Annotated in this window: 19 protein-coding genes; 6 read left to right on the forward strand and 13 right to left on the reverse strand. The window is 60.9% G+C overall.

Annotated features, from left to right (window positions below):
- Positions 1–87: 87 nt before the first annotated feature.
- A complete protein-coding gene (locus VE009_RS02030; protein WP_325005719.1) occupies positions 88–1,788 on the reverse strand; it encodes a GMC family oxidoreductase N-terminal domain-containing protein in 1,701 nt (566 codons plus the stop codon).
- Entirely contained in the window at positions 1,781–2,404 is a 624-nt protein-coding gene (locus VE009_RS02035; protein ID WP_325005720.1) for a hypothetical protein, read from the reverse strand. Before VE009_RS02035 ends, VE009_RS02030 begins: the two co-directional genes overlap by 8 nt.
- Before the next feature lie 218 nt (positions 2,405–2,622).
- Here VE009_RS02035 and VE009_RS02040 point away from each other — a divergent pair, with 218 nt between their 5' ends.
- Entirely contained in the window at positions 2,623–4,818 is a 2,196-nt protein-coding gene (locus VE009_RS02040) for a HelD family protein (protein ID WP_325005947.1), read from the forward strand.
- A gap of 57 nt (positions 4,819–4,875) precedes the next feature.
- Here the strand turns inward: VE009_RS02040 and VE009_RS02045 are convergent, their stop codons facing one another.
- Positions 4,876–5,079, reverse strand: coding sequence for a hypothetical protein (locus tag VE009_RS02045; protein WP_325005721.1), 204 nt, complete (start codon positions 5,077–5,079; stop codon positions 4,876–4,878).
- 100 nt (positions 5,080–5,179) lie between these two features.
- On the opposite strand from VE009_RS02045, the gene VE009_RS02050 reads away from it, so the two are divergent.
- Positions 5,180–5,677 (forward strand): tyrosinase family protein, encoded by a 498-nt coding sequence (locus VE009_RS02050; RefSeq protein ID WP_325005722.1) that lies wholly within the window; start codon positions 5,180–5,182, stop codon positions 5,675–5,677.
- Between the two features lie 74 nt (positions 5,678–5,751).
- Here VE009_RS02050 and VE009_RS02055 read toward each other — a convergent pair whose 3' ends face one another.
- Entirely contained in the window at positions 5,752–6,468 is a 717-nt protein-coding gene (locus VE009_RS02055; RefSeq protein ID WP_325005723.1) for an aminoglycoside adenylyltransferase domain-containing protein, read from the reverse strand.
- Between the two features lie 406 nt (positions 6,469–6,874).
- Between VE009_RS02055 and VE009_RS02060 the strand changes: the two genes are divergently transcribed.
- From VE009_RS02060 to VE009_RS02075, 4 genes are read left to right on the forward strand one after another with little or no spacing between them, the layout of a single operon-like run.
- Positions 6,875–7,438: a sigma-70 family RNA polymerase sigma factor gene (locus tag VE009_RS02060; RefSeq protein ID WP_325005724.1), complete on the forward strand. Its 564-nt coding sequence runs from the start codon at positions 6,875–6,877 to the stop codon at positions 7,436–7,438.
- Positions 7,395–8,522 (forward strand): hypothetical protein, encoded by a 1,128-nt coding sequence (locus VE009_RS02065; protein WP_325005725.1) that lies wholly within the window; start codon positions 7,395–7,397, stop codon positions 8,520–8,522. The genes VE009_RS02060 and VE009_RS02065 overlap by 44 nt, the downstream gene beginning before the upstream one ends.
- The gene (locus VE009_RS02070; protein ID WP_325005726.1) at positions 8,519–9,502 is read left to right on the forward strand and encodes an ABC transporter ATP-binding protein; all 984 of its coding nucleotides are present in this window, start codon (positions 8,519–8,521) and stop codon (positions 9,500–9,502) included. Before VE009_RS02065 ends, VE009_RS02070 begins: the two co-directional genes overlap by 4 nt.
- On the forward strand, positions 9,499–10,344 hold the full coding sequence (locus VE009_RS02075) for an ABC transporter permease subunit (RefSeq protein WP_325005727.1): 846 nt from the start codon (positions 9,499–9,501) through the stop codon (positions 10,342–10,344). The genes VE009_RS02070 and VE009_RS02075 overlap by 4 nt, the downstream gene beginning before the upstream one ends.
- Positions 10,345–10,414: 70 nt before the next feature.
- Here VE009_RS02075 and gnd read toward each other — a convergent pair whose 3' ends face one another.
- The 9 genes from gnd to VE009_RS02120 form a co-directional block, all read right to left on the reverse strand.
- On the reverse strand, positions 10,415–11,314 hold the full coding sequence (gnd, locus tag VE009_RS02080) for a phosphogluconate dehydrogenase (NAD(+)-dependent, decarboxylating) (protein WP_325005728.1): 900 nt from the start codon (positions 11,312–11,314) through the stop codon (positions 10,415–10,417).
- Between the two features lie 24 nt (positions 11,315–11,338).
- Positions 11,339–12,691, reverse strand: a complete 1,353-nt coding sequence (locus VE009_RS02085) for a GH1 family beta-glucosidase (protein WP_325005729.1) — start codon at positions 12,689–12,691, stop codon at positions 11,339–11,341.
- 35 nt (positions 12,692–12,726) lie between these two features.
- Complete coding sequence (locus VE009_RS02090; protein WP_325005730.1) at positions 12,727–15,252, reverse strand: glycoside hydrolase family 2 protein; 2,526 nt, start codon at positions 15,250–15,252, stop codon at positions 12,727–12,729.
- Between the two features lie 44 nt (positions 15,253–15,296).
- Entirely contained in the window at positions 15,297–16,850 is a 1,554-nt protein-coding gene (locus tag VE009_RS02095) for a response regulator transcription factor (protein ID WP_325005731.1), read from the reverse strand.
- On the reverse strand, positions 16,847–18,598 hold the full coding sequence (locus tag VE009_RS02100; RefSeq protein ID WP_325005732.1) for a sensor histidine kinase: 1,752 nt from the start codon (positions 18,596–18,598) through the stop codon (positions 16,847–16,849). Before VE009_RS02100 ends, VE009_RS02095 begins: the two co-directional genes overlap by 4 nt.
- 27 nt (positions 18,599–18,625) lie before the next feature.
- Positions 18,626–19,504 (reverse strand): carbohydrate ABC transporter permease, encoded by an 879-nt coding sequence (locus VE009_RS02105; protein ID WP_414694758.1) that lies wholly within the window; start codon positions 19,502–19,504, stop codon positions 18,626–18,628.
- A 16-nt stretch (positions 19,505–19,520) separates the two neighbouring features.
- The gene (locus VE009_RS02110; protein WP_325005733.1) at positions 19,521–20,396 is read right to left on the reverse strand and encodes a sugar ABC transporter permease; all 876 of its coding nucleotides are present in this window, start codon (positions 20,394–20,396) and stop codon (positions 19,521–19,523) included.
- A 69-nt stretch (positions 20,397–20,465) separates the two neighbouring features.
- Positions 20,466–21,785 carry an extracellular solute-binding protein gene (locus VE009_RS02115; protein WP_325005734.1) on the reverse strand — a complete coding sequence of 440 codons (1,320 nt, stop codon included), beginning with the start codon at positions 21,783–21,785 and terminating at the stop codon, positions 20,466–20,468.
- A 169-nt stretch (positions 21,786–21,954) separates the two neighbouring features.
- Positions 21,955–23,490, reverse strand: coding sequence for a gluconokinase (locus VE009_RS02120; protein ID WP_325005735.1), 1,536 nt, complete (start codon positions 23,488–23,490; stop codon positions 21,955–21,957).
- Positions 23,491–23,552: the final 62 nt, after the last annotated feature.

Here is a 23,552-nt window from a genome sequence, read left to right on the forward strand (position 1 = left end):
GAGAGCGAAAGAGGCTGTGAATCGCATCACTAGTTCCGATGAGCTCGGCGCCGCCGGGCGATTCGCCGGTATTCACGTGCACATGCTCTAAAAATACGCTTCGCATATTTTTTCCGCCGTGCGGGTAGCGACCGCTTGGGTCGTAAGCGTCGGGTTCGCGCTTCCCAACGAATTATAATGGACGCTATTATCGGCGATGTATAGCCGCTTGATTTGATAAGCTTCGCAGGTATGGTCCACGACAAACCCCATCCGCATCGTACTTTCGATATGAATCATCAGCGAGGCGGGCCAATCCGTCCGATGCACTTTCTTCGCCCCCGCTTTCCTGAGCAGATCCGCGGCGATCCGCACCAAAGCTTCGCGTCTGCGGGCGGCTTGCGGTCCCGGCGCATAATGAACGACCGGGGCAGGTCCGTGCTCGTCGCGTTTCGTCGGATCGACGGAGATCCCGTTGCGATGCAGAACCTCGTCGTCCGTAAGGATAGTGATGCTCAATGTCTTCCGGTAATGCTCCATCCAGTGCTGCAGCTCAGGCCCGACGATGCGGCCTCGACTGTCCCAGGGCGAACCGGCATGATTCCTGGTAAAACTATAACCCGCCTGAGTAAATCCGAAACCCATCGTCGAAAACAGTCCGGGCCCGACCCCGGTAACCATCAAGGTGCCGAGGCCAGGATAATCGAGCCTTGCTCCCGACGTATGGCCAACGAAGGGATTGATCTCCGCCTCCCCCAAAATCGAGCGCAGATCGCGCTCCTCGAACATTCCCGCGACAAAATCCATATAATGGTTCGTTAAGCCTCTCCCGACCCACGGGTTCCTCGGCAAATCCGAATTCAACCACAAACGAGGGCTTTCAATCGCTCCGGCGGCCATCACCACTACGCTTGCTCTGATCTCGTCCGATTCGCCCGTCCAAGTGTCCCGAACCTGCACGCCGATCGCACGCAACCCTTCCGTCGGGTGCGTCTCCGTCAACACCCGTACGACGTACGTATTCGGCCTGACGGCGACGCAACCGGTTCGCAGCGCCAAAGGGAGATAACTGACGTTGGTCGAGCGCTTCGCGATTTTGTCCGTCTCCGGTCCGTGCGGGCATCCGTTGATACAGTGGCCGGCTAAGGTACAACCGGTCATCCATGACAAGCGCTCCAACGGGACGTTCCGATTCATCAGGTTCGGATTGGGAGGCAGGATGGCGTTAGGCTGGGGGCGATAACCGGGCTCCGCGACGTCCAACGTCGGAATGAGCCGCCATCCGGCTTTGCGGGCGCCGTAATAAAACATTTCCTCCTTGGCGGCGGTCGGAGAGAACTCGACCGGAAGCGTCGCCTCGACCTTCTCGTAGTAAGGAATCAATTCTTTGTAGGAAATCGGCCATACGCCGTCGATCGAACCGGGAAACGCCCTCGGGGAGTTCGCAAGATATACCTGCGTGGTTCCGCCTACTCCGGCCGACTGCCAGACGAACCCGTTCTCCGTCAGGTTTCGAAACCATGGGGCTCGCGCCCGATCGGCGGGCCCCCAGCGGAGCTTGCCCGTGATTAACTCGTTCATATCCCCTTCCAGCTCGGTATACTGCGCCTTCAGCAAGGCGACATCCAAATCTTCCTCGTTCGAACTTTCGCGACCGCCCGGGAGCTCGTTCGGCTTCGGCCATTTGCTGTTGCCGTACCACGGTCCCGCCTCCAATACCAGCACGTTCACCCCCCGCTCTCCGAGCTCCTTCGCGATCACGGCTCCTCCGCCGCCGGAACCGATCACGATGACATCCGGTTCACCCATGCGATGTCTCTCCTTTGCGATGCGGATATTTCAATACGAATCCGCGCAATGCGCGATAACCGAGGGAAGGGCCCGGATATTCGCTCCAGCTCCACCCTGGCGGGAACCATTCCAGCTTCCGGTCTTGCGGAGCGTTCAGACGCGTCGTCCCGTAACCGAACCACTCCGAGTAGTATCCGAAAAGCGTTAGCTGGTGCAGCGAGTTCACGATCGTGCGAATCAGTGCGGGGTTATCCGTAAAAGGAGGCGGGGCGGCGGAAAGCGGAATATGAAGCCGATCCAAACGTTGAAGAGCAAGCAGCCTATCGATGCGCGGCAATGCGGAAAATAAGCGACCTTCCGGCGGGAGCCCCTCCGCCCCCATATCCAGCAGCCTCGCCGTCGAGATCGAGAGGGGAAGCACGGCTCCCTCCGCGCCGGGGGGTACGAATTGAGAATGATCTAACTGCATCATGAGGTATCGATCGATGTCCAAGTGCAATGCCCCCGGGACGATTCGTGCACAGAACGCATGGTTCGTTCTCCACATGGGCGGAATCAGCGCATCGGCCAACGCTTGGAATGTCGCCCTGGCGTGCTCGCCCCCCATCCCTTCGCTTGCCATGCTCCGCGTCATCCCTTTCCCCCCGTTCGGTTCCGCTCCGGTATGTTATATAAACTGTATTTGTAATCACCGAATCCTATACCGAGATAGGCTGATTCCGGTTCGGGGTTGCTTATTTTTTTGAACGAGGGACTGGAAAAGAATTCAAATTTATATTATGATAAATGGCCCAGCAATCGCATGGGCGATTGCATTTCGGAGGTTCACAAACGGGAGGCGACGACCTGTTGATGTCTTATGAGGAAGAGCTTGCGGCCGAGCAGGACTTTCTGCGGCGGGTGCGAGGACATATCGAACGGCACATCGAGGCGAGCGAGGGGGGCATCCGGCCGACGGACGACTTTACCGAGCTCGCCTTGAACGCGCTGCGCCAGAAAGAGGTGGACCAGCTGCGCCGCTCGAAAGCGAGGCCGTTCTTCGCGAAGGTCGATTTCCAGGAGCACGACCAGCCGGACCGGGAACGGGCGTACATCGGGCGGTTCGGCTTGTACGACCGCGCGACGATGGATCCGATCGTGCTCGATTGGCGGTCCCCGATGGCGAACTTGTACTACGAGCACCGGTTCCGCGACGTGCCCGTCGACGTCAAGCTCGGCAAGCGCCTCCTGTTCGACGTGTCGAGAAAGCGGCAGTTCGAGATGGAACGCGAAGAGCTGACGCGCTTCAACGACATGACGGCGGAAACCGGGACGAACCGGCTCCTGATCGAACGGCTCGAACAGCGCGGCGAACAAAAGCTGCGCGACATCGTCGAGACGATCCAAGCCGAGCAGAACGCCGTCCTCCGCGCTAAAGCGGACCAAGCGCTGATCGTGCAAGGGGCCGCCGGCAGCGGGAAGACGACGATCGCGCTGCACCGGCTCGCGTTCCTCGCCTATTCGCATCGGGACCGGAACGCGTTCGACAACTTCCTTATCATCGCCCCGAACCGGCTGTTCATCGACTACATTTCCGACGTGCTCCCAGATCTCGGCATCGAAGGCGTCGTGCAGACGACGTGGGAGGAAGCGCTCATGAAGCATATTCCGCTCCCGCGAGGGTACCGTTTCGCGGAGGCGTCCGCGAAGACGGCGTACTTCCTCGAGACGGGCGCGAACGGCCCCGAACGGGAGACGGCGCTGCTCGCCTCGAAGCTTCGCGGATCGATGGCGATGAAGAAGCTGCTCGACCGATACATCGAGCGCCGCATCGAGTCGACCGTTCCGGACATCGATCTTGCGCTCAGCAAGGCGCACCGAATGACGGCGGACGACGTCCGGCGGAAGTTCCACGTCGATTTCCGACATTATCCGTACATGCAGCGGCGCAAGCGGCTCCTCCAATCGCTGACGCAATGGAAAGACGATTGCCTGCGGGAGGCGACCCGCGTCCTCGAATCCCGGGTGAAGCAGGGGAAATATGCCGAGACGGCGCAGCGGGTCGCGGAGGTGAAGGCGCAGTACGATCGCAAGCTGGCCGAGTACGTCGATAAAGTCCGGAGCGTCGAAATCGTTTCGTTCTACCGGGGCATTATGGCGAAGCCGTCGAATATCGCCCGCCTGCTCGAATGGAACGGCCTCGGGAACGGCGAATCGGGGACGGCGGAGCGGATCGCGGCCGTCTTCGAAGAGCGCAAAGAGAAAAACAAACAAGAGTTGGAGTGGGACGACATCGCGCCGCTGTTTTATTTGGCGTACCGGTTTTACGGTCTCGGCAAAACGCGCGCGTTCAGCCACATCATCGTGGACGAAGCGCAAGATTTCTCGCCATTCCAGATGCACGCGCTTAGCTTCCTCTCCGCCGGCGGGTCGATGACGGTGCTCGGCGATTTGGCACAGTCGATTTACCCGTACCGGGGGCTCACGGATTGGGAGGCGCTGCGGGACGGCGTGTTCCCCGGCGCGATGTCCGTCGAGCGGCTCAAGAAAAGCTACCGCTCCACCGTCGAAATTATGACGGCGGCGAACGAGGTGCTCGCGCATTGGGACAATCCGCACGTGACGCCGGCGGAGCCGGTGCTGCGGCATGGCGAGCCGCCGAGAGCGTCGGCCTGCGGCAGCGAGGAGGCGGGCATCGCCGCGGTCGCGGAGCGGATCGCCGCGTTGCGGGCCGCAGGCCACGCCAACATCGCCGTCATCGACAAGACGGCGTCCCTCTGCCGCGCGCTGCACCGCCGCCTCGTCGATTATGGCGTCGAGGATGCCCATTGGATCGAAGGGAAGGCGGATCGGTACGAGGGCGGCGTCAGCGTCGTCCCGGCGTATTTGAGCAAAGGGATGGAATTCGACGCCGTGCTGCTCGCCGACCCGTCGGAGCGCAAATACGACCCGGCGCTGCCGGAGGATGTGAAGCTCCTCTACGTCGCCTGCACCAGGGCGCTGCACGCGCTCGAAGCGGTGCACTGGTCGCCGCTCACGCCGATGCTGCGGCGGGCGCTGGCGACGTAACGCCCTCGCGTGTATGCAAGCTGCCCCGGCGGTCGCGCCGCGGGCAGCTTCTTCTTGTTATTTCCCGACAAAGGTTCCGATCACCCGCAGCATCACGGTGATCCCGCAGACTGCAAAAAAAACGAACCCTACGTAGCGGAACACGGTTTCAACCACGTCCGTCACGTCCTTCCAAAAGAAGAACGCAGGAATCGGCATGGTCATAAGAACAGTACCTACGATGAAGCCGTAGAAAATTATACGTGCGTTCTCTCTGTTCATCCTCCTGATCCAAACATTTTACCCATTCCTCGCAATTGTCGAACGCCCAAGAATCGTCGCCTACTCTAGAATATAGCTGTATTAAAAAAGGTGAGGGCTTATGGCGAGGATCCCGAATTACCCGCAGTCCCTTCTTGACGAGCATGCTGAATGGCACAGCAACATGAACATGAATGTCCGGCCCGGGGATGGCCTCGAATTTCTTCGTTTCCACCGAAATTTTCTGCGAAAATCGCTGCGGTGGTACAGCGCGCAAGGACTGGACGCAAGCAGCGTCGAACCTTGGTCCGCCGTTCCCGCCGAAATCAAAATGCATCCCGGATGGAATAGCAGCCTGCAAGAAGCCGAAAATCGTATTGCTACCAATTTATCGTCGTTCAGGTCGTCCGATGAGCTCGGCCGGTTTTTGCTGACGTCGTCGCTCCATGACGCTGTCCATGTTTTCGGGGCGGACGTGTATGGCGACCCGGATTTCGGGCAGGTTCCTTCGGCCCCGAGGAGCACGCTTTTCTACAATTGGCATCGGCTGATCGACCGTTGGTGGAGAGAGCTCCAGCGGATCCGGCGGACGAAGAACAGGAGGAGACGGGCTAGGTAAGCTCCGGCGACAACCCTGCCGTTCACAGCGCGAGGCTGCCGATCGATCCGTCGGCAGCCTCGTCAGCGTCATTTTCAATCGGCCATGGACGCGGCCCACCGTACAAACCGCGCCACTTCGCTGATGACGCTCCGTTCGGGAATCGCAAGGTTCGTTGACCAAGCTCTTGATTGCCGAACGAGGCGCCTCCACGGATCCGGGAGCATCGCGCACGCCCAATCGACCGCATGCCGCTTGCTGCACAAACCGCCTGTTTCGAGCGTGTACAAGGCCCTGCACATCGTCTCGACGACGTAGGCTTTGTGGCTGAGGGGAAGAAGCCATGCCGGGTGTTCCATATCGCTCGCCCACTCCGCCCACTCCGACCAATCCTGCAAACGAACGGATACAGCCCGGCGAATGTCCTCCGTCGAAACGGGATCGATCAACGTGCGGGGCTCCGGTCCCCAAAGGGATATCCCGTGCTCGCGAACAGCCCACCGCTCCAACACCCAGTTCGCTCCGTGCTCCGCCCACTGCAACGACTCCCCCCGGGCAATCGTAGGGAACTTCTCGTTCGGGCGATAACGTCTTAGCGATTGCACGTCGATGTAGGCGCCCTCGAGTTCTTTGGCGTACGGGTTCGGGCGATCGGCGATTCGAGCATGCAGATCTTGCAGCAGAGAAAATTGTTTCTCCGTAATGGCAACCGCCGTCGCCGCCAAAAAATCGATGTCGCTTGTTTCAGGGTCAAAATCCCCCAAAGCGAGCGAACCGCGCAAATAAACGCCCGTCAGGCGCTCTCCCAGCACTTGTTGTAAACCCTCCAGTAAGACTTGCAGCAGTTCCGACACGGGGTCTGCAGCGGGATTCGGCAAGGACATCACGCACCTTCCAACGCACGGATATGAATCGATATCGGCTATACCGGCGGCCGCTCTGATCCTTGAGCAACGAGACGACGGATTGACGGCTGTACGCCCCCCTCGGATCAGTACTCACATTCGACCGCCGCGTCCGCTCTTGCGCTATCCTTTACATAAGAAATCGAGGAAACTATTTTGACGAGCCGATACGTTAGATTGTCGCACGATCCGGTACCTCATTTCCATGACGAGCGCAGACGGAAGAAAGTTCCCGCTTGAACCTTTTTCCCCTGATACAAAACCGATCCGGCAACCGTCTTATAAGTGAAGCGAAAGGGGGGACGGCGGCAGCATGGCGGAAGAGATACCCGCGCAGTTCCAGCGCTTGTTCCGGGAGCATTACCCCGGGGTGGCGAAGAAGCTCTATGCATTGACCGGCGATTACGCGGCAGCGGAGGATTTGGCCCAAGAGGTATTCCTACGGCTGTACCGGAACCCTCCGGAACGGCTGGAGGCCGTCGGCGCGTGGCTGCACCGGGTGCTGACCCGGATCGGATACGATTATTTGAGACAGCGGTCGTCGAGCAAGACGTTACTGGAAAAGGAAACCGCCCGCGTGGCGGCTTGGTCGGAAGGCGCCGTCCCTTCGGGAGAGGCGGAGGTCATTCGCGAGTGGGAAAAAGACGTCGTCCGCCGGGTGCTGCAGAAGCTCTCGGACCGGGACCGGACCGCCCTTCTGCTTCGGGAGGAAGGGTACAGCTACGAAGAAATCGCCCGCCGGCTGGAGGTCAACCCGAAGATTGTCGGCACGCTGCTGGCCCGGGCGGAGGAACGCCTAAAGAAGAAATACGGGCAGGAGGAGGAGCGGAATCATGGCGGACGGAGCGAAGCGGACCGACGGGGATCCGGTTTTTGATACGGACCGGGCTTGGGAGCGGTTTGAACAGCGGGTTGCCCGGGAGCCGGTTCCGGCGTTTTGGAGACAGGCGGAGGGGAATCCGCGTCCGGACGAAACGGGGATCGAGGCGCGAACGGAAAAGAATCGAGATCATGATGAAAAGGATGGTGCGGTTGAGATGAAACAGACGGGAGCATTCCGCGACATATACGTGGCAGGGGCGAATGCCGCTTGGCATACAGAGCGGCCTGGGAAACGCAGACTTCGGCGGCTGACCGCCGGCGTCGCCGCAGCCGTCGTGACAATCGGCTTGTTTACGACATCTCTGGGGGACCAAGCGCTGGCCGCCATGATGCAAACGTTCCGCATTCAACACGTGGAAGGGGTCGGGATTACGGCGGACGACATGGCCGCCATCTCCAGTCTGCTGGAGCGCGGCTCGCCCGACGGAGATCGGAGCTTCAGCTTGGCCCAATACGGGACCTTGACCCAGTCCGGCGGCGGAGAAGCCCGCGTTATTCCCTGGGACGAAGCGGAACGGCGAATGGGCGCCCCCCTGCTCCGATTGGAGAACTCTAGCGATCCTATCTACCAGCCCGCTACCACGCTTACGTTCCAATTGAACGTGCAGGCGGTCAACCGGCTGCTCACCCGTTTGGGCGGCGCCACCACCCTGCCCGACGAGGCGGACGGCAAAGTCATCCGGCTCTACGTCCCGGACGGCGTCTCCACGGAGGGCGCTTTGTCAGGCAAGCGGGTGCGGTTGCTCCAATACGGCAAACCGGAGCTCGCGATGGATGACGGCATCGATGCGGCGAAAGTTCGGGAGGCGGTGCTGGGGCTGCCCGTGCTGCCGGACAGCCTGCGGACGAAACTGGCCGGCATCGGCGATTGGCGGACCACCCTCCCGGTTCCGACCCCCGACGGCGCGACCGTCAACCTCCGGCTCGGCGGGCATGACGCGATCATGACCGCAGACGGCGGAAGACGGTATCTGTTCTGGCTCGACGGGGAACGGATGGGACTGCTGAGCGGCGATATGGACGATTTTCCGGCGGAATCCGATTTCCTGCGGGCGGCGGAGGAGCTTATCCGGCCATGATGATGATCGACACCGAAGGGTTAACCAAAACCTACAACGGCCGCGGCGGCTGCCGCGGCATTACCCTGCAGGTGCCGCAGGGCTGCATCTTCGGCCTGCTGGGACCGAACGGAGCCGGCAAAAGCACCTTCGTCAAAATGCTCGCCGGCCTCCACCGCCCCGACTCCGGGCGGGCCTCCGTGCTCGGGCAGCCCTTGGGCCGGCCGGAGGCGCGGCGCAAGCTCGGGTATTTGCCCGAGCTGTTCCGTTTTCAAGAGTGGCTGACCCCGGCGGAGGTGCTCCGCTTCCATGGCCGGCTGGGAGGGCTGTCCCCGCAGGAGTCGCGCTCGCCCGCCTTCCGCAGCCGGGTCCGCGACACCTTGGAACTGGTCGGCCTGCCGGATGCAGCGGATCGCCGGGTCGGCGGCTTCTCCAAAGGGATGCAGCAGCGCCTCGGCCTCGCCGTCGCCCTGTTGCTGGATCCCGAGCTGGTGATCCTCGACGAACCCGCGTCGGCGCTGGATCCCGTGGGCCGCTACGAAATTCGCAGCCTGCTCAAGCGGCTGCGGGCCAGAGGCGTGACGGTGTTCCTCAATACCCACTTGTTGGAGGATGTGGAGGAGCTTTGCGATGAAGCCGCCTTCCTCTACGAAGGCGAGCTGCTGGCGTCGGGTCCGCTGCACAGGTTGCTCGGCGGCGCCGGCGACGGCGGCGGCGTTGCCTGGCGCTTTCGGCTCGGCGGCTGGCTTCCGGAGACGCTCTCGGAGCTGAACGGCGCCGTCGGAGGCGCCTTCCCCTCCCCGCTGCGCTTGGTCGAGGCCGATGCGAGCGGCAACGCCCTTCTGTCCGCCCGCGTAACCGACCGGGAACAAGCCGGCTACCTATGTTCTCTATTTATCCGGAGCGGCCTGACGCTGTACGAATCCGGCCCCGAGCCGAACAGCCTCGAGGCCTGGTTCCTCCGGATGGCCCAATCCCGCAAAGGGGGCGTCCCGCAATGACCATGTATATCTCCGCCACCTTCAAGGAGCTGACCCGCAAGCGGGTATTCCTGGTCACGATCATCCTGACCCTCGTCTTTCTCGTCCTGTTTGCTTTCGGGGTGCGGGAGATCACCGGCATGGATAGACTGAATCCTATCTCCCCCGCGGAACGGCTGTTGAGCGGCATGGTGCTGATGATGATCGGACTGTTTTTCGCGCAATTCCTTGCGGCCTTCTTCGTGCTGTTCTCGACCATGGGCACCGTCACGGGCGAGCAGGAGAACGGCCTGCTGCTGGCCGTCGCCGCCCGCCCCATCCCTCGCTGGAAGCTGTATCTGGCCAAATGGCTGGGCCATGCCGTCTGGATCGCCGCGTACAGCGCCGTCCTGTTCGTATCCGTCGTTTGGACCGTCCACAGCGTGGCCGGACTTCCCATCCTGGCGGATGACCTGCTGCAGGGCTTGGGGCTGTTCGTCTGGATGCCGCTCCTGCTCCTCTCGGTGACGATGCTGGGGTCCGTCTATTTGCCGATGCTGGGGAACGGGATTTGCGCCGCTCTGCTGTACGGGCTCGCTCTCTTCAGCGGACTGGTCGAAGGGTTAACGGTCTACGAAGGCTCCCACCCCGCTTTGGACAAATTTTTCCTCCTTACCGGGCTGCTCCTGCCCACGGACTCGGTCTACCGAAGAAGCATCTACGAGGTCGTGGGGGGAGCGGATTGGGCCGGGTTGATGACAGCCGACATGGGGCCCTTTTCGATAGCGAGCGTTCCCTCGAATGCTTTCCTTCTGTACACGGCGGGGTATGCCGCGGTTCTGCTTTGGCTGGGATGCCGGGCGTTCGGCCGGAAAGATTTGTAATCTTGCCCTAACAAAAAAACAGCGGCATCTCAGGACGAGTGCTCCATCCTGGATACCGCTGTATTGTTTGTTACGAGGAGCGCACGACCGAGTGGCCGCCGAATTCGTTGCGAAGCGCCGCGACCACCTTCCCGGAGAACGTGTCCTCCTCCAGCGACCGGTACCGCATCATGAGCGACAGCGCAATGACCGGCGTCGCCGCCTGCAAATCGAGGCCGGTTTCGACCGACCACTTGCCTTCGCCGGACGACTGCATGATGCCCTTCAGCCCGGACAGCTTCGGATCTTTGCCGAAGGCGTTCGCCGTCAACTCCATGAGATACGAACGGATGATGGAGCCGTGATTCCACATCGACGCCACCGCGGGGTAGTCGAACTCGAACGAGCTCTTCTCCAGCAGATCGAAGCCTTCGGCGATCGACTGCATCATGCCGTACTCGATGCCGTTATGCACCATCTTGAGGAAATGCCCGCTGCCGGACCGTCCGGCGTATAAGAATCCGCCCGCTACGCAAATGTCCCGGAACAGCGGCTCGACGGCGGCGAACGCTTCCGCGCTGCCGCCGATCATCGCGCAGGCGCCGCGCCGGGCGCCGTCGACGCCGCCGCTCGTGCCGACATCGAGGAACGCGATCCCTCGCGCGGCGAACGACTCGGCGCGGCGGATCGAGTCCTTGTAGTTGGCGTTCCCGCCGTCCATGACGATGTCGCCGGATTCGAGCAGCTCGGAGAGCGCCGCCAGCGCCTGCTCCGTCGGCTCGCCCGCAGGCACCATCACCCACACCTTCCTCGGCTTCGGCAACTGTTCGACAACCTCGGCGATCGAGCGCGCCCCGACGCCCCCATCGGCGGCGAGCCGTTCGACGGCGTCCCGGTTCACGTCGCAGCCGACGACCTCATGCCCGTGATCCATGAAATTCAACGCGAGGTTGTATCCCATCTTCCCGAGGCCGATCAACCCGATTTTCATCCCGCGTTCCTCCCTCATGCGCCCTTACCGGCTCTCCAGCTGCAGCCAGTTTTTGCGGATCAGCTTTTGGTACCAGTAGAAGCTTTCTTTCGGAATGCGCGCTTGCGTCCGGAAATCGACATACACAAGGCCGAACCGGCACGAATAGCCGAACGCCCACTCGAAGTTGTCCATTAACGACCAGGTGAGATACCCCTTCACGTTCGCGCCCGATTCGATCGCCCGCCCGATTTCCGCGATGTGGCTTTCCAGGAATTTGATCCGCTTCTGGTCCTGCACCCGGCCGTCCTCGACCACATCGTTGTAGCTGACTCCGTTCTCGGTAATGTAAATCGGGATTTGCCCGAAGCGGTCCGTCAGCCAGTTCAGCATCAAATACAAGCCCTCCGGGAAGATGAACCAGCCTTTGTCCGACTTGTCGTAGCCGAGATCGACATGCTCCAAATCCAGATAGTTGTTGCCGGGCTTATGCCGAACGATGTTGCCGCCGTAAAAATTGAGACCGAGGAAGTCGATCTTTTCGCTAATGATCTCCATATCCCCCGGCTCGACGACAGGCGCGGCCCCTTTGGTTTTCAGCCAGGCGGCCATCTCCTCCGGGTACCGGCCCGTGAAGACCGGCTCCACGTACCAGTTGTAGATGCCGAACGCCCGCTTCGCGGCCTCGACGTCCTCCGGCTTGCGGGAGAACGGCTCATACCAGTACATATCCGGCGCATACCCGATTTCCCCGGCGACGCCGAGCTCCCGGAACCGGCGCACGGTCAGACCGTGCGCGACGAGCAGGTGATGCGACACTTGAATCGCGGACTGCCAGTTCATAATTCCCGGCGCGTGGCGGCCCAGCAGATGGCCGTTGATCGCCGTGCACCACGGCTCGTTGAACGTCATCCATTTCTCGATAAGCCCGTCGAATTCCCGAAACATCGTCTCGGCGAACCGCACGAAAGCATGGACCGTCTCCCGGTTTTCCCAGCCGCCCCGATCCTGCAGCGCCTGCGGCAGCTCCCAGTGGTACAGCGTGCAGAACGGCTCGATGCCGTTCTCCCTAAGCTTGCGCACGAACCGCTTGTAATGCTCCACGCCCGCCGGGTTTACTTCGCCGTCGCCGGTCGGATAAATGCGCGGCCACGACACGGAGAATCGATACGCCTTGACGCCAAGCTCCTTCATAAGCGCGATATCTTCCTCGTACCGCACATAGCTGTCGCAAGCGACGCTCGCGTCGTCCCCTTCGTGAATGCGTCCCGGAATCGCCGACAGCGTGTCCCAGATGCTCGGCCCGCGCCCGTCCCGGTCGAGACTCCCTTCGATTTGGTATGCGGAGGTCGATACGCCCCAAACAAAGTCCTTCGGATAAGAAATGATCGTACCCATATGTTTCTCCCTCTCCCTCTATCTCTCTTGCACCGTTAGTTCTGTGTCGGTTCGGCGGCGTTGATCGCGGATACCCGCAGGCCCTTCAAATCGACGCTTCCGCCGCGCGGGTCTGCGATCCGAACGATTTTCTCCTCGCCCGGCAGCAGGTCGAAGAAATTGTCGCTGAACCTAAGGTTGCCCCGCGGCACGTCCAGCTTGACCATGCGGGCGAGGCCGCCGCGGGCCGCGACGCGCACCGTTTGCTCGGATTCGTCGACCGTAACAATCAGCTCCGCCGCCGGCAGGCGCAAGTCCTTATGATCGCGCAGATACAGCACGTTCGCAGGGGCGTCGAAGCCTTCCGCGGTCAACGTGACGACGACGTCCTCCGGCGCCCTGCCGTTCAACAGCTCGGCTTCCGTCGCAGTGAACAAGCACGCCGCGCCGTTCCCGGCGACGGACGCCGGGATGTCCGTCGACGACACCAACGCGCCCGTAAAGTCGAATACCTTCAGCTTCAAGACGCCGTCGAGCGGCTCCAGCCGGTCGTTCACGACCCAAACCCGCAGCGGCGAACCGGCATCGTGGTCGATCGACAGCAGCACCGGGTGGAAAAATTTCTTTCCATAGAAGTAGGCGGCTTTCGGCAGCAGCTCGTGATCGATCATCGCCCAGCTCGTCCCCGGCCAGCTGTCGTTCAGCTGCCATACGAGCGCCCCGCTGGTTCGCTCTTTGTTTCTGCGGTAATGCTCGATCCCATACTTCAAGCCCTCCGCTTGGGTGAGCATAGAGAAATTCATATACTCTTCGATATCCTTCGGAATGCCCGTAAATCCTTCCATCAGCAGAATGCCCTTCTGATGGTTCGTATCCTTGTTCCGGTACGCCATCTCGACGCTGCCCCAATAGAACTCCCCTTCGGGGGTATGCTTCTCCAGCGTGTAGCGGTTAGCGGAGCCGTGAATGCCGAACTCGCTGCTGAACAGCGCGAAGTCCTTCTTGTAATTTTTGAACGTGACCCCTTGGATGCTATAGTCCAAGATCGGCGGCTCGCCGAACTTGCGGGGATACACCGAGCCGTGCCATACCTGCCAATTGTGGCGGTCGCCGACGTCGGGATCGTTGGCGTCGCTGCCGCCGTACGGCGAGGACGGCCAATACGCCCGGCTGTCGTCCAGCTCCGCGAGCGCGTCGGGAATGAGCTCGTGATAGATGCTTTCCCCATAGAAGGGACACGTAATGTCGCCGCCCGCCGTCTTCATGTCGTACAGCCAATCGATTTCGTTATTGCCGCACCACAGCGCGAGCGAGGCGTGGTTGCGCAGCCGCTTCACGTTGTGCGCGACTTCCGCGCGAACGCTGTCCATGAAATCCTTGTTGAAGTCCGGGAACAGCGCGTTCGCGAAGGCGAAATCCTGCCAAACGAGCACGCCGCGGCGGTCGCATTCCTCGTAAAATACGTCCTTCTCGTAGATGCCGCCCGCCCACACGCGGAGCATGTTCATCTGCCCCTCGACGGCGAGATCGATCAGATCGCGGTACCGCTCCTCCGGAATCGCGCCGATGAAATTGTCGGCCGGAATCCAGTTGGTCCCCTTCGCGAACAGCCGGACGCCGTTCAGGACGAAGGCGAACGCGTTCCGCCCCTCCTCGTCTTTCAGCAGCAGCTCGACGGTGCGGATGCCGAAGTCGAACGCCCGGCGGTCGACCGGCTCGCCTTCCGAGTACAATTCGACTTCGATGCGATACAAGTAAGGCTCGCCGAGATCGTGAGTCCACCAGCGCTTCGGCGCGTCGACGGCCAATCGGACCGACGCCTTGCCCTCCGCGACATCCGCGCGAACGGAGGCGACTTCGACGCCTTCGCGGTCCAGCAGCCGAACGCGGCAATCGTTCGACAAGCCGCGGCGGTACGACTTCGCCTCGACGTCCACGCGAATGTCGGCCGTCCGCTCGTCGGCGCGAACCGTGCGCGCGAAGACGCTCTCCAGCTTCGCCTTCGTTCGGCGTTCGAGGCGCACCTTGCCCCATATGCCGACCGTTACCAGCCGCGGACCCCAATCCCAGCCGAAATTCATCGCCGCTTTGCGAAGCCACGGCCGCTCCTTCGTATACGAAGACCATTGAAACTGCTCTTTATCCCGGTGATGCAAATAGAGCGGATCGAATTTGACCGCGATCGTATTTTTGCCGTTCCGGACGATCCGCGTGACGTCGAAGACGTATTCGACGAACATATTGTTCGTCTTGCCGACTTCCAGGCCGTTGACGTACACGGTCGCGAACGTATCCAACCCTTCGAACACCAATTCGTGCCGGTCCTCGTCCCGCTCGCCCTTGGCGTATTCGAACTGCGTCCGATACCACCATTCCTTCGTTTCGATCCAGCGGCACTTCGCGTCGTTATGCCCGAAATACGGGTTATCGATGATCTTCCGTTCGATCAACGCCGAATGCACGTCGCCCGGTACCTTCGCCGTAATCCAAAACCGGTCGTCTAGGCCTGCGGAAGCGACCTCGAGAGGCCGCGCCTGCCCGACGTCGAAGGACTGGATTCTCCAATGCTGATTCAATTCCATAGGTTCTTCTCTCCCCTGCGTATCCGGACGCAACCCGGGCGGCCTCAGTTGGCGGAAGGCCTCTCGCGGTATTCGCTCGGCGTTTTTCCGGTATGTTTCTTGAAAATTTGGCCGAAATATTTGACGTCTTCGTAGCCGACCGATCCGGCGACATCGCTGATTTTCGCCGGCGACGTCGCCAAGATTTCCTCCGCGCGCCGCATCCGCTGCCGCGTCACGTAGTCGCTGAACGTCATTCCGACCTCCTTTTTGAAAATTTCGCTGAAATGGTTCGGGTGAAGATGCACATGCTTCGCGACGCGCTGCAAACCGACGTCCCCGCCCAAGTTCGTCTCGATGAACGCTTTCGCCTTATGAATGTACGCCGCTTGCCCTTCGGCCAGCGTATGGTGGAACAGCTTCATAACCGAATACAAATATTGAAACAAAGCGTCCGTCGGCCGCCGTCCCCCTTCGAAACGGAAATGCGGCAGCTGCAGATCGCTTCCGGACCGCCCGGTGACGGTTAACACCTTCTCGATCCAGCGTTGAGCGGAGACGGCCGCCGCCTGAATCGAAGCCTCCAGCGACTCCAACGTGAATTGTTCGTCGCCGAGCAGCGCGTCGACGAATCGCTGCGCCCATTCCTTGAGCGCGACCGAATCGTCTTCCATGAGAATGCCGTGCAACTCGACCTCGTCGCGATTGGAGAAGGCCGCCTGCCCTCCCTTACGATGCTCGATGTCCGCGTAGTCGCAGACGTTCCCCGGCACGAGGCCCATGTATCCGAAGGCGATTTCCGCCGTGCCGTACGATTCGTGCAAAGAGGCGAGACCGGGCACCTTCTTGCCGTACGCGACGAACAGCTTGCACTTGAGCAGCGCCTCGATTTTCTCGAACGCCGCGCGCCGATCGCGCGCGTCCCGGTCGGCCCGGATCGCGGCCACGACTCGGTTCGGCTGCAGCAGCGTCTCGCAGGTCATAAGATCGTGAAGCATATTTTCGATCGCGAACAAGAGCAGCGAGCTTGACGCATCGGACCGTTTCTCCCAGCCTTCTCCGGCTGCGAAGAAGATCTGGAAGCCGTCGTCCGCGCCGCGCTCGTCCTCTGCGACCAACCGGGGCAGCACCGATTCCAGCATCTTCGCGTCGATGCCCGAATAATCCCCGCTCACGATCCAACGTTCGAACAGCCGATTGCGCGCCTCTTTCTTTTTGAAATAATCGTCGCTCTGCTCGGCCCAACGCTGTTCGATCCGCTGCTTCGCCTTCAAGACCGCTTTGATGATCTCTTCGGGCCGGGTCGTCTTCAGCAAATAATCGTTGACTTGGCTGCGTATTGCTTGCTGCGTGTACGTAAAATCGTCGTAGCCGGACAGAATGATGACCTCGAGATCCGGCAGCAGCCGCCTCGCCTCTTCGGCGAGCTCGAGCCCGTTCATTCCCGTCATTCGAATGTCGGTCAGCAAAATATGGGGCCGCTCGGCGCCCATGCGCTCGATCGCTTCTTCGCCGGATTCCGCCGGCGGCAGCAGCTCGAGCCCCAGCTCGCGCCACTTGATGACCTTCGCGAGCCCCGTCCGAATGATCACTTCGTCGTCTACGATCATGACTTTCATGGTTGTTCCTCCATGATAGGGATAGAAAACGATACGCGCGTACCCGCTTCGGGCCGGCTGTCGATCTTGAGGCGGGATTCGGCCCCGTAATGCAGCTGCAGGCGCTCGTTCACGTTGCGCAGCCCGTACCCGCTGCCCGGCGGGGACGTCTCTTCGATGTCCGGCGCTTCGAGCTTGCCGCGCAGCCGCGCCAGCTGCTCCTCCGTCATGCCTTTGCCGCTGTCGAGCACTTGGAAGCACATGCGCCGCCCGATCCGCTCGACATGGATGGCGATCGTGCCCTGCCCCGGCTTCTTCTGGATGCCGTGCACCAAGGCGTTCTCGACGATCGGCTGGAGCAGCAGCTTCAGCATGTACGTCTCTTCGAGCGTCGGGTCGACGGAATAATCGATCGTGAATTTATCCGGGTATCGGATCGCTTGCACGGCCGCGTAATTGCGGATATGCGCGATCTCCTGCCCCACGGTGCAAAAGTCTTTCCCGTTGTTCAGACTGAATCGGAGGAAGTCGCCTAACGCGCCCACCATTTCCGCGATGCGGTTCTCCTCGTTCATCAGCGCGATCCATTGAATCGAAGACAAGGTGTTGTATAGAAAATGCGGGTTGATTTGCGCCTGAAGCGCGCGCAAATCCGCTTCCTTCTTGCGCGATTCGTTCTGAATCAGCTGCTCTTTCAGCCGCTCGATATGCTTTCCTAACGTATTGTAGCTGTGCGCCAATCTTCCGATTTCGTCCGATGAATCGATGGGGTACGCGTGCATCGGCTTGTTCGGATCGACCTTGGCGAGCAGCCTCGTCAAGACGCGGAGCGGATTCGTGACGCGCCGGACGAGAAACAGCGTCAATCCGACGTTGATCAAGACGGCCAGCGCGACGACGACCGCCGTCAGCTGCAAAATGTACCGATTTTGGTGGCTGTACTGCGCGTACGGAATCGTGCCGATGAGCGTCCAAGCGGTCGACGGCACGCGATGGTGCAGAACCGTCAGCTTGTCGGCCCCTTCTCCGAAGAGGAAGCTGCCGTTCGACGCGGGGATCGGCGGCGCGCCCGGGACGAGCGACGCGAACGATTCGCGCAGCGCGCTTTTGTCGGTGGACGACAAAATCATGCCGTCCTCGTTGACGAGCGCGATCTCCGCATCGCCGAGCTGCGGGTCGGACCAATTGCGGGAGAGGGCGGCTTCGCTCAGCGTGATGCTCAGCCACCCGATCGTCTCGACGTTGCCGGTTAACCGGCGCACCGGCCTCACGAACGTGACCACCTGATGGGTCCCGGAGAAATTGCGGAGTTCGTACAACGGCGTCCACGTTTTCTCCTTGACGTCCCTAACGCGAATCAGCCGGTCGAACTCGGACTCGTAGATCGTCATCGTGGACAGGCTCGGCACATCGTTTTTCGGGTAAAGCGTAATATTGAAAATGTAATCTTTCCCGAACAGCAAATTCGTGAGCAGCTCGTCCACGTTCGAGCGCAGCGCCAGCTGGTCCCGCTCGAGCGCGAGAAATTGCTGCACGTTCCGCTGGCTGATGAGAAAGACGGACAGGTGCTCGACATCTTGGATCATGAATCCGACGTTCGTCGTCATCTGCTCGAGCGATTCGGTCCCGGTCAGCCTCGTGTTTTGCTCCGTGATGCGGGATGAGGTAAGGTACGAAAATAAACCGAGCGCGAGCAACGGCAGGATCGTAGAAAGCAGCATGAATACGCTCAATTTGCGCTGCAAAGATTGTCCCAGCCATCTCTTCATCGCTCGGTCCTCCCTTTTCGAATCGCGTTACCCTTTCACCGCTCCGGCCGTCATGCCTTTCATAATTTGCTCTTGGAACAAGAGATAAATCGCAATCGTCGGAAGGACGGCCAGCACCATCGCGGCCATCGTCAAGCCGAAGTCGGTCTGCGAGCTGTCCGCCAGGATGGCGATGCTGAGCGGCAACGTCTTCATGCTCGTCTTGCTGATGAACACCAGCGCGAACGAGAAGTCATTCCAATAATGCAAGAAGCTGATAATCGACACGGTGGAAATCGCGGGCACGGACATCGGGAGAATCATACGGAAAAAGACGCCCCACAGCCCCGTACCGTCGATGAACGCCGCTTCTTCGATTTCTTTCGGAATCGACGTCATGTAAGCCGCCAATACGAAAATCGCGGTCGGCAGCGCGAATGCGGTGTAGGGCAGGATCAACGCCCAATACGTATTCAGCAGCGACATCTGCTTCATAAGAATAAACAGAGGAACCAAGGTGCTGTGGATCGGGATCAACATGCCTACGACGAAGAAGGCCATGACCCACCCTTTCAGACGGAATTGAAATCGGGAAAGCACGTAGGACGCCAAGGCCGCGACCAAGAGCGTCAGCGCGAGCGAACCGACCGAAACGATCACGGAGTTCAGGAACGCCGTGCCCATCTTCGACGCTTCCCAGGCGCGCGCGAAGTTATCGAAATGCCAGACCGACGGAAGTCCGAACGGACGATTGAAGAAATCCATCGTATCTTTGAATGCGCTGATGATGAGCCAATATAGCGGGTATAAGGTTAAAATACCATAAGCGGCGAGACCCGACCAAACCAAGGCCTCTTTCCACTTCGACGCATCCGGCGCCGTCCTGGCCGCCTTCTGCGCTGCCGCGACAGACATATGATTGACCATAAGGATCCCCTCCCCTTTATTTTTTCCCTCTTCGGCTCATAAACCACTGGCTCGTGCCGATCAAAAGCAGGCTGATGAGCACGATCGATGTGGAAATGGCGCTGCCGAAGCCGTACCGGTACGATGTGAAAGTAGAATTGTACATGTATGTCGCCAGCAGCTCCGTCGCGTGGGCCGGACCGCCTTTGGTCATGATATAAACCAAATCGAACGATTTCAGACTTCCGGAAATACACAGAACGATCGCGACTTGGATGGTTGTCCAGATCATAGGAATCGTAATCGAAAACAGCTTTCTGGCGCCCTCGGCGCCGTCGATCAGCGCGGCGTCGTGAATTTCGCCGGGAATGTTTTGGAACGCGGACGCGAAAATGATGAGATATAAGCCGACGAAGCTCCAAATGAGCGGAGGCATCAGCGAGAAAATCGCGATGTTCGGGTCGGACAGCCATTGCAGCTTCCAGCCGGAGAGGCCGAGAGAATCCAGCAAAGAGTTCAAAATGCCGATTTGCGGATGATAAATATATTGCCAAATCATGCCGATGACGACCGTGGAGAGCACCATCGGAATGAAGACGGCCGATCGCAGGAACCGCTGGACCAGATTGCTCTTATGGAGCACGATCGCCAATACGAGCGCGAGCGGCACTTGTCCGAATACGGATGCGAGCACGAACAGCAGGTTGTTTTTCAGCGCTCGCCAGAAGATCGGGTCATGGAAAATCTCGACGTAATTGGCGAAGCCGATGAAACGCTTGTCCCCGATTCCCGGCCAGTCGTAAAAGCCGTAATAGGCGGACCAGACGACCGGCACGAATACGAACAACACATAAATGGCGATGGCCGGCAGCAGGCTCAGGACGATGAAATTTCGCTGCTTCGTCAAATTCATTCGGTTCACTTCCTTCAGCAAATGATAGCCAGCCCTCCGAACGGAGGGCTGGGGATTACGGGAATTGGATTATTTACCGAGCTCTCTCGCTTGCGTATCTTGAAGCTTCTTCGCGATGTCCGCCGGATTGCCGCCCATGAGCAGCTCTTGCAAGCCGTTGTTGATGACTTCGACCGAGGCGGAGCTCAGCTTCGCGTCGTACACCGGCGTGATCGGCGTCGTCTTCATCAGGTTGTACAGCTTCACGAACAACGGATGCGCCTTGCTTTCGTCGAGCTCGATATTGTAGCTGACCAATGTGCTGCTTTCGAGCGTCGCCTTCTGGCCTTCCGGACCGGCCATCGCGTACAGCAGCTCGAGCGCCGCGTCCTTCTCCGCTCCTTCAAGCTTCTTGCTGACGCCGAGGCCCGTGCCGACGACGCCGGATGTCGCTTTCTGATCGCCGAGGCCGCCTTCGACGGACGGCAGAATCGTAATGTTCGTCGCGTTCAGCACCTCTTCCGGCGCCGTCTTGACGAGGTTGGACAGCGCCCAGCCGCCGCTGATGAACATCGCCGCTTGGCCTTGCGCGTACAGCTGCATCATTTGCGTCTCGTCGATGCTGTTGAAGCCGTCTTGGAACGCCTTCATTTCGCTAAGCTCCTGCATCTTCTCGAGCGCCGCGATGAATTGCGGATCCTCGAACGTCGCGCCGTCCTGCGCCGCGGCCTTCAGGAACCATTCCGAACCGGTGACGCGATCGGCGAGGGAGCTGAAGATCGTCGACTGCGCGACCCAGTTCGCCTTGTTGCCGAGCGCGATCGGAATGACGCCGTTCTGGTTGAACGTCTCGACCGCCGCTTTGAGTTCGTCCCACGTTTCCGGAACCTTCACGCCGTATTGGTCGAAAATCGATTGGTTGTAATAGATCAACGACGTCGGCGCCAAGTTCATCGGCACGGAGTAGATGCTGCCGTCGACCGTGTATCCGTCCAGCGCGTTCGGGATGAAGTTATTCTTCCACTCCGGCTTGCTGTCTAGAAATTCGTTGATCGGCTGAAGCAGATCGCCGGCGGCGAATTCTTTCGTCATCGCGTCCGGCCACATGACGAACAAGTCCGGCATTTCGTCGGCCGCTGCCGCCGTACGCAGACGCGTCTTGAGGCCGTCCGTCGGGAGCCCCTCGATTTCGAGCTCGATCTCCGGATGCGCCGCGCCGAACTCGTCGAGCAAACCGCGCATCGCGACCGCTTTCGCGTCTTGGCCCGCCCAGTTGTGCCAAATCGTCAGCGTCACTTTCTCTTGCCCGGCGGCCCCGCCGCCTTGGCCCGCGTTGCCGCCGCCGCAAGCGGCGAGCACCGATGCGCATAGCGTCAAGACGACGCCTAATTTCATATGGTTCTTCTTCATATTTCGTGACCTCCCATGTTCTCTATCGCTCTTGTCTTTCTAACTCTCATTGTAGGCGTGCCGGGAGAAAGGCGTAAGGTGACGATGATCGGATGCAGGGTAGAAAATTATCGGGTATAAAAACAAAGCCTCCCCGGGAGAATTCCCCGGAGAGGCAATATCATGCATCTTATTTCTTTTGGAATTCGACGATGTGCCGGAACGGCCCCTCGAGTCTCGGGTACAATTCGCCGTAGATCGCGAACAGCTCGTCGTACGCCGCGCGCGTCTGCGGATTCGGCTCGTGCGTATGCGACGCCGCGGACCATGCCCGCGCCGGCTCGAAATCGCGCCAGTCGCCGAGCGCGACGCGGCCGAGCGCCGCCGCGCCGAGCGCGGAGCTTTCGATCGCGTCCGGCACGGTGAGCGGCGCGCCGAGGATGTCGGCGATCGTCTGGCGCCAGAACGGCGAGCGGGCGAAGCCGCCCGAGGCGACGATGCGGCTCGGCTTGCCGGCGGCGGCTTCGACCGCTTCCGCGACGGAGCGCACCGCGTAGCCGACGCCCTCGAGCACGGCGCGAATCATGTGCGGCTTGCCGTGCGCGAGCGAGAGGCCGAAGAAGACGCCGCGCACGTCGGCGTTCCAATACGGCGCCCGCTCGCCGGCGAACAGCGGCAGCACGACGAGCCCGCCGCTGCCGGCGGGCGCGGTTTGCGCGAGCTCGGTCAGCCGCTCGTACGGGTCTATGCCGGCGGCGCGCGCTTCCTCGGCTTCTTTCGTGGCGAGGTGGTCGCGCACCCAGCGGAACAGGACGCCGCCGTTGTTGATCGCGCCTCCGACGACCCACCGGTCGTCCGTCAGCGCGTAGCAGAACGTGCGGCCTCGTTCGTCCGTGCGCGGCTCCTTCACGACCGCGCGCACCGCGCCGCTCGTGCCGATCGTCACGGCGAATTCGTCCGGCGCCTGCGCGCCGGCGCCGACGTTCGCGAGCACGCCGTCCGACGCGCCGACGACGACCGGCGTGCCCGGAGCTAACCCGAGCCGCTCCGCCGCCGCGCGAAGGAGCCCCTCCAGCACGTGCGTCGTCGGCACGAGCGCCGGCAGCCGGTCCGCGTCGACGCCCGCGGCGGCCAGCGCCGGGCCGTGCCAATCGCGGTCCCGCAATGAGAACAGGCCCGTGGCGCTCGCGATCGAATGGTCGACGAGGTGTCCGGCGTCGGGGAACCATCGGCCAAGCACATACTCCTTAATGCCGACGAAGCGATGCGCCCGGCCGAACAGCTCCGGCTCATGCTCCCGCAGCCACATCAACTTGAGCAGCGGCGACATCGGGTGGATCGGCGTCCCGGTAGCGGCGTAGATCGCATGAGCGTCGGTCTGCTGCCGCAAGACGTCTACATAAGAGGCGGCGCGGTTGTCCGCCCACGTGATCGACCGGGTGAGCGGAGCGCCGTCGCGGTCAAGCGCGATCAGGCTGTGCATCGCCGAGCTGAACACGACGCAGCGCACGTCGTCCGGCCCGATCCCCGCTTTCGCGACGCAGGAGCGAACCGCCTCGGCGACCGCCCGCTCGATCTCGTCCGGATCCTGCTCCGCTCGGTCGGCGGCAGGCGTGTAGAGCGGATACTCGACCGACAGCGACGCGCGAACGCCGCCGTCGGCGTCGACGACGACCGCCTTCGTGCTCGTCGTTCCGATATCCGCGGCTACGATATAAGGCTTCATTGGTTTCGAATAGCCCCTTCCCCAGATGGATAATGCTCATATTAATACCATGTTTCTACTAG

Source organism: Paenibacillus sp. (assembly GCF_035645195.1).
Taxonomy (GTDB): domain Bacteria; phylum Bacillota; class Bacilli; order Paenibacillales; family YIM-B00363; genus Paenibacillus_AE.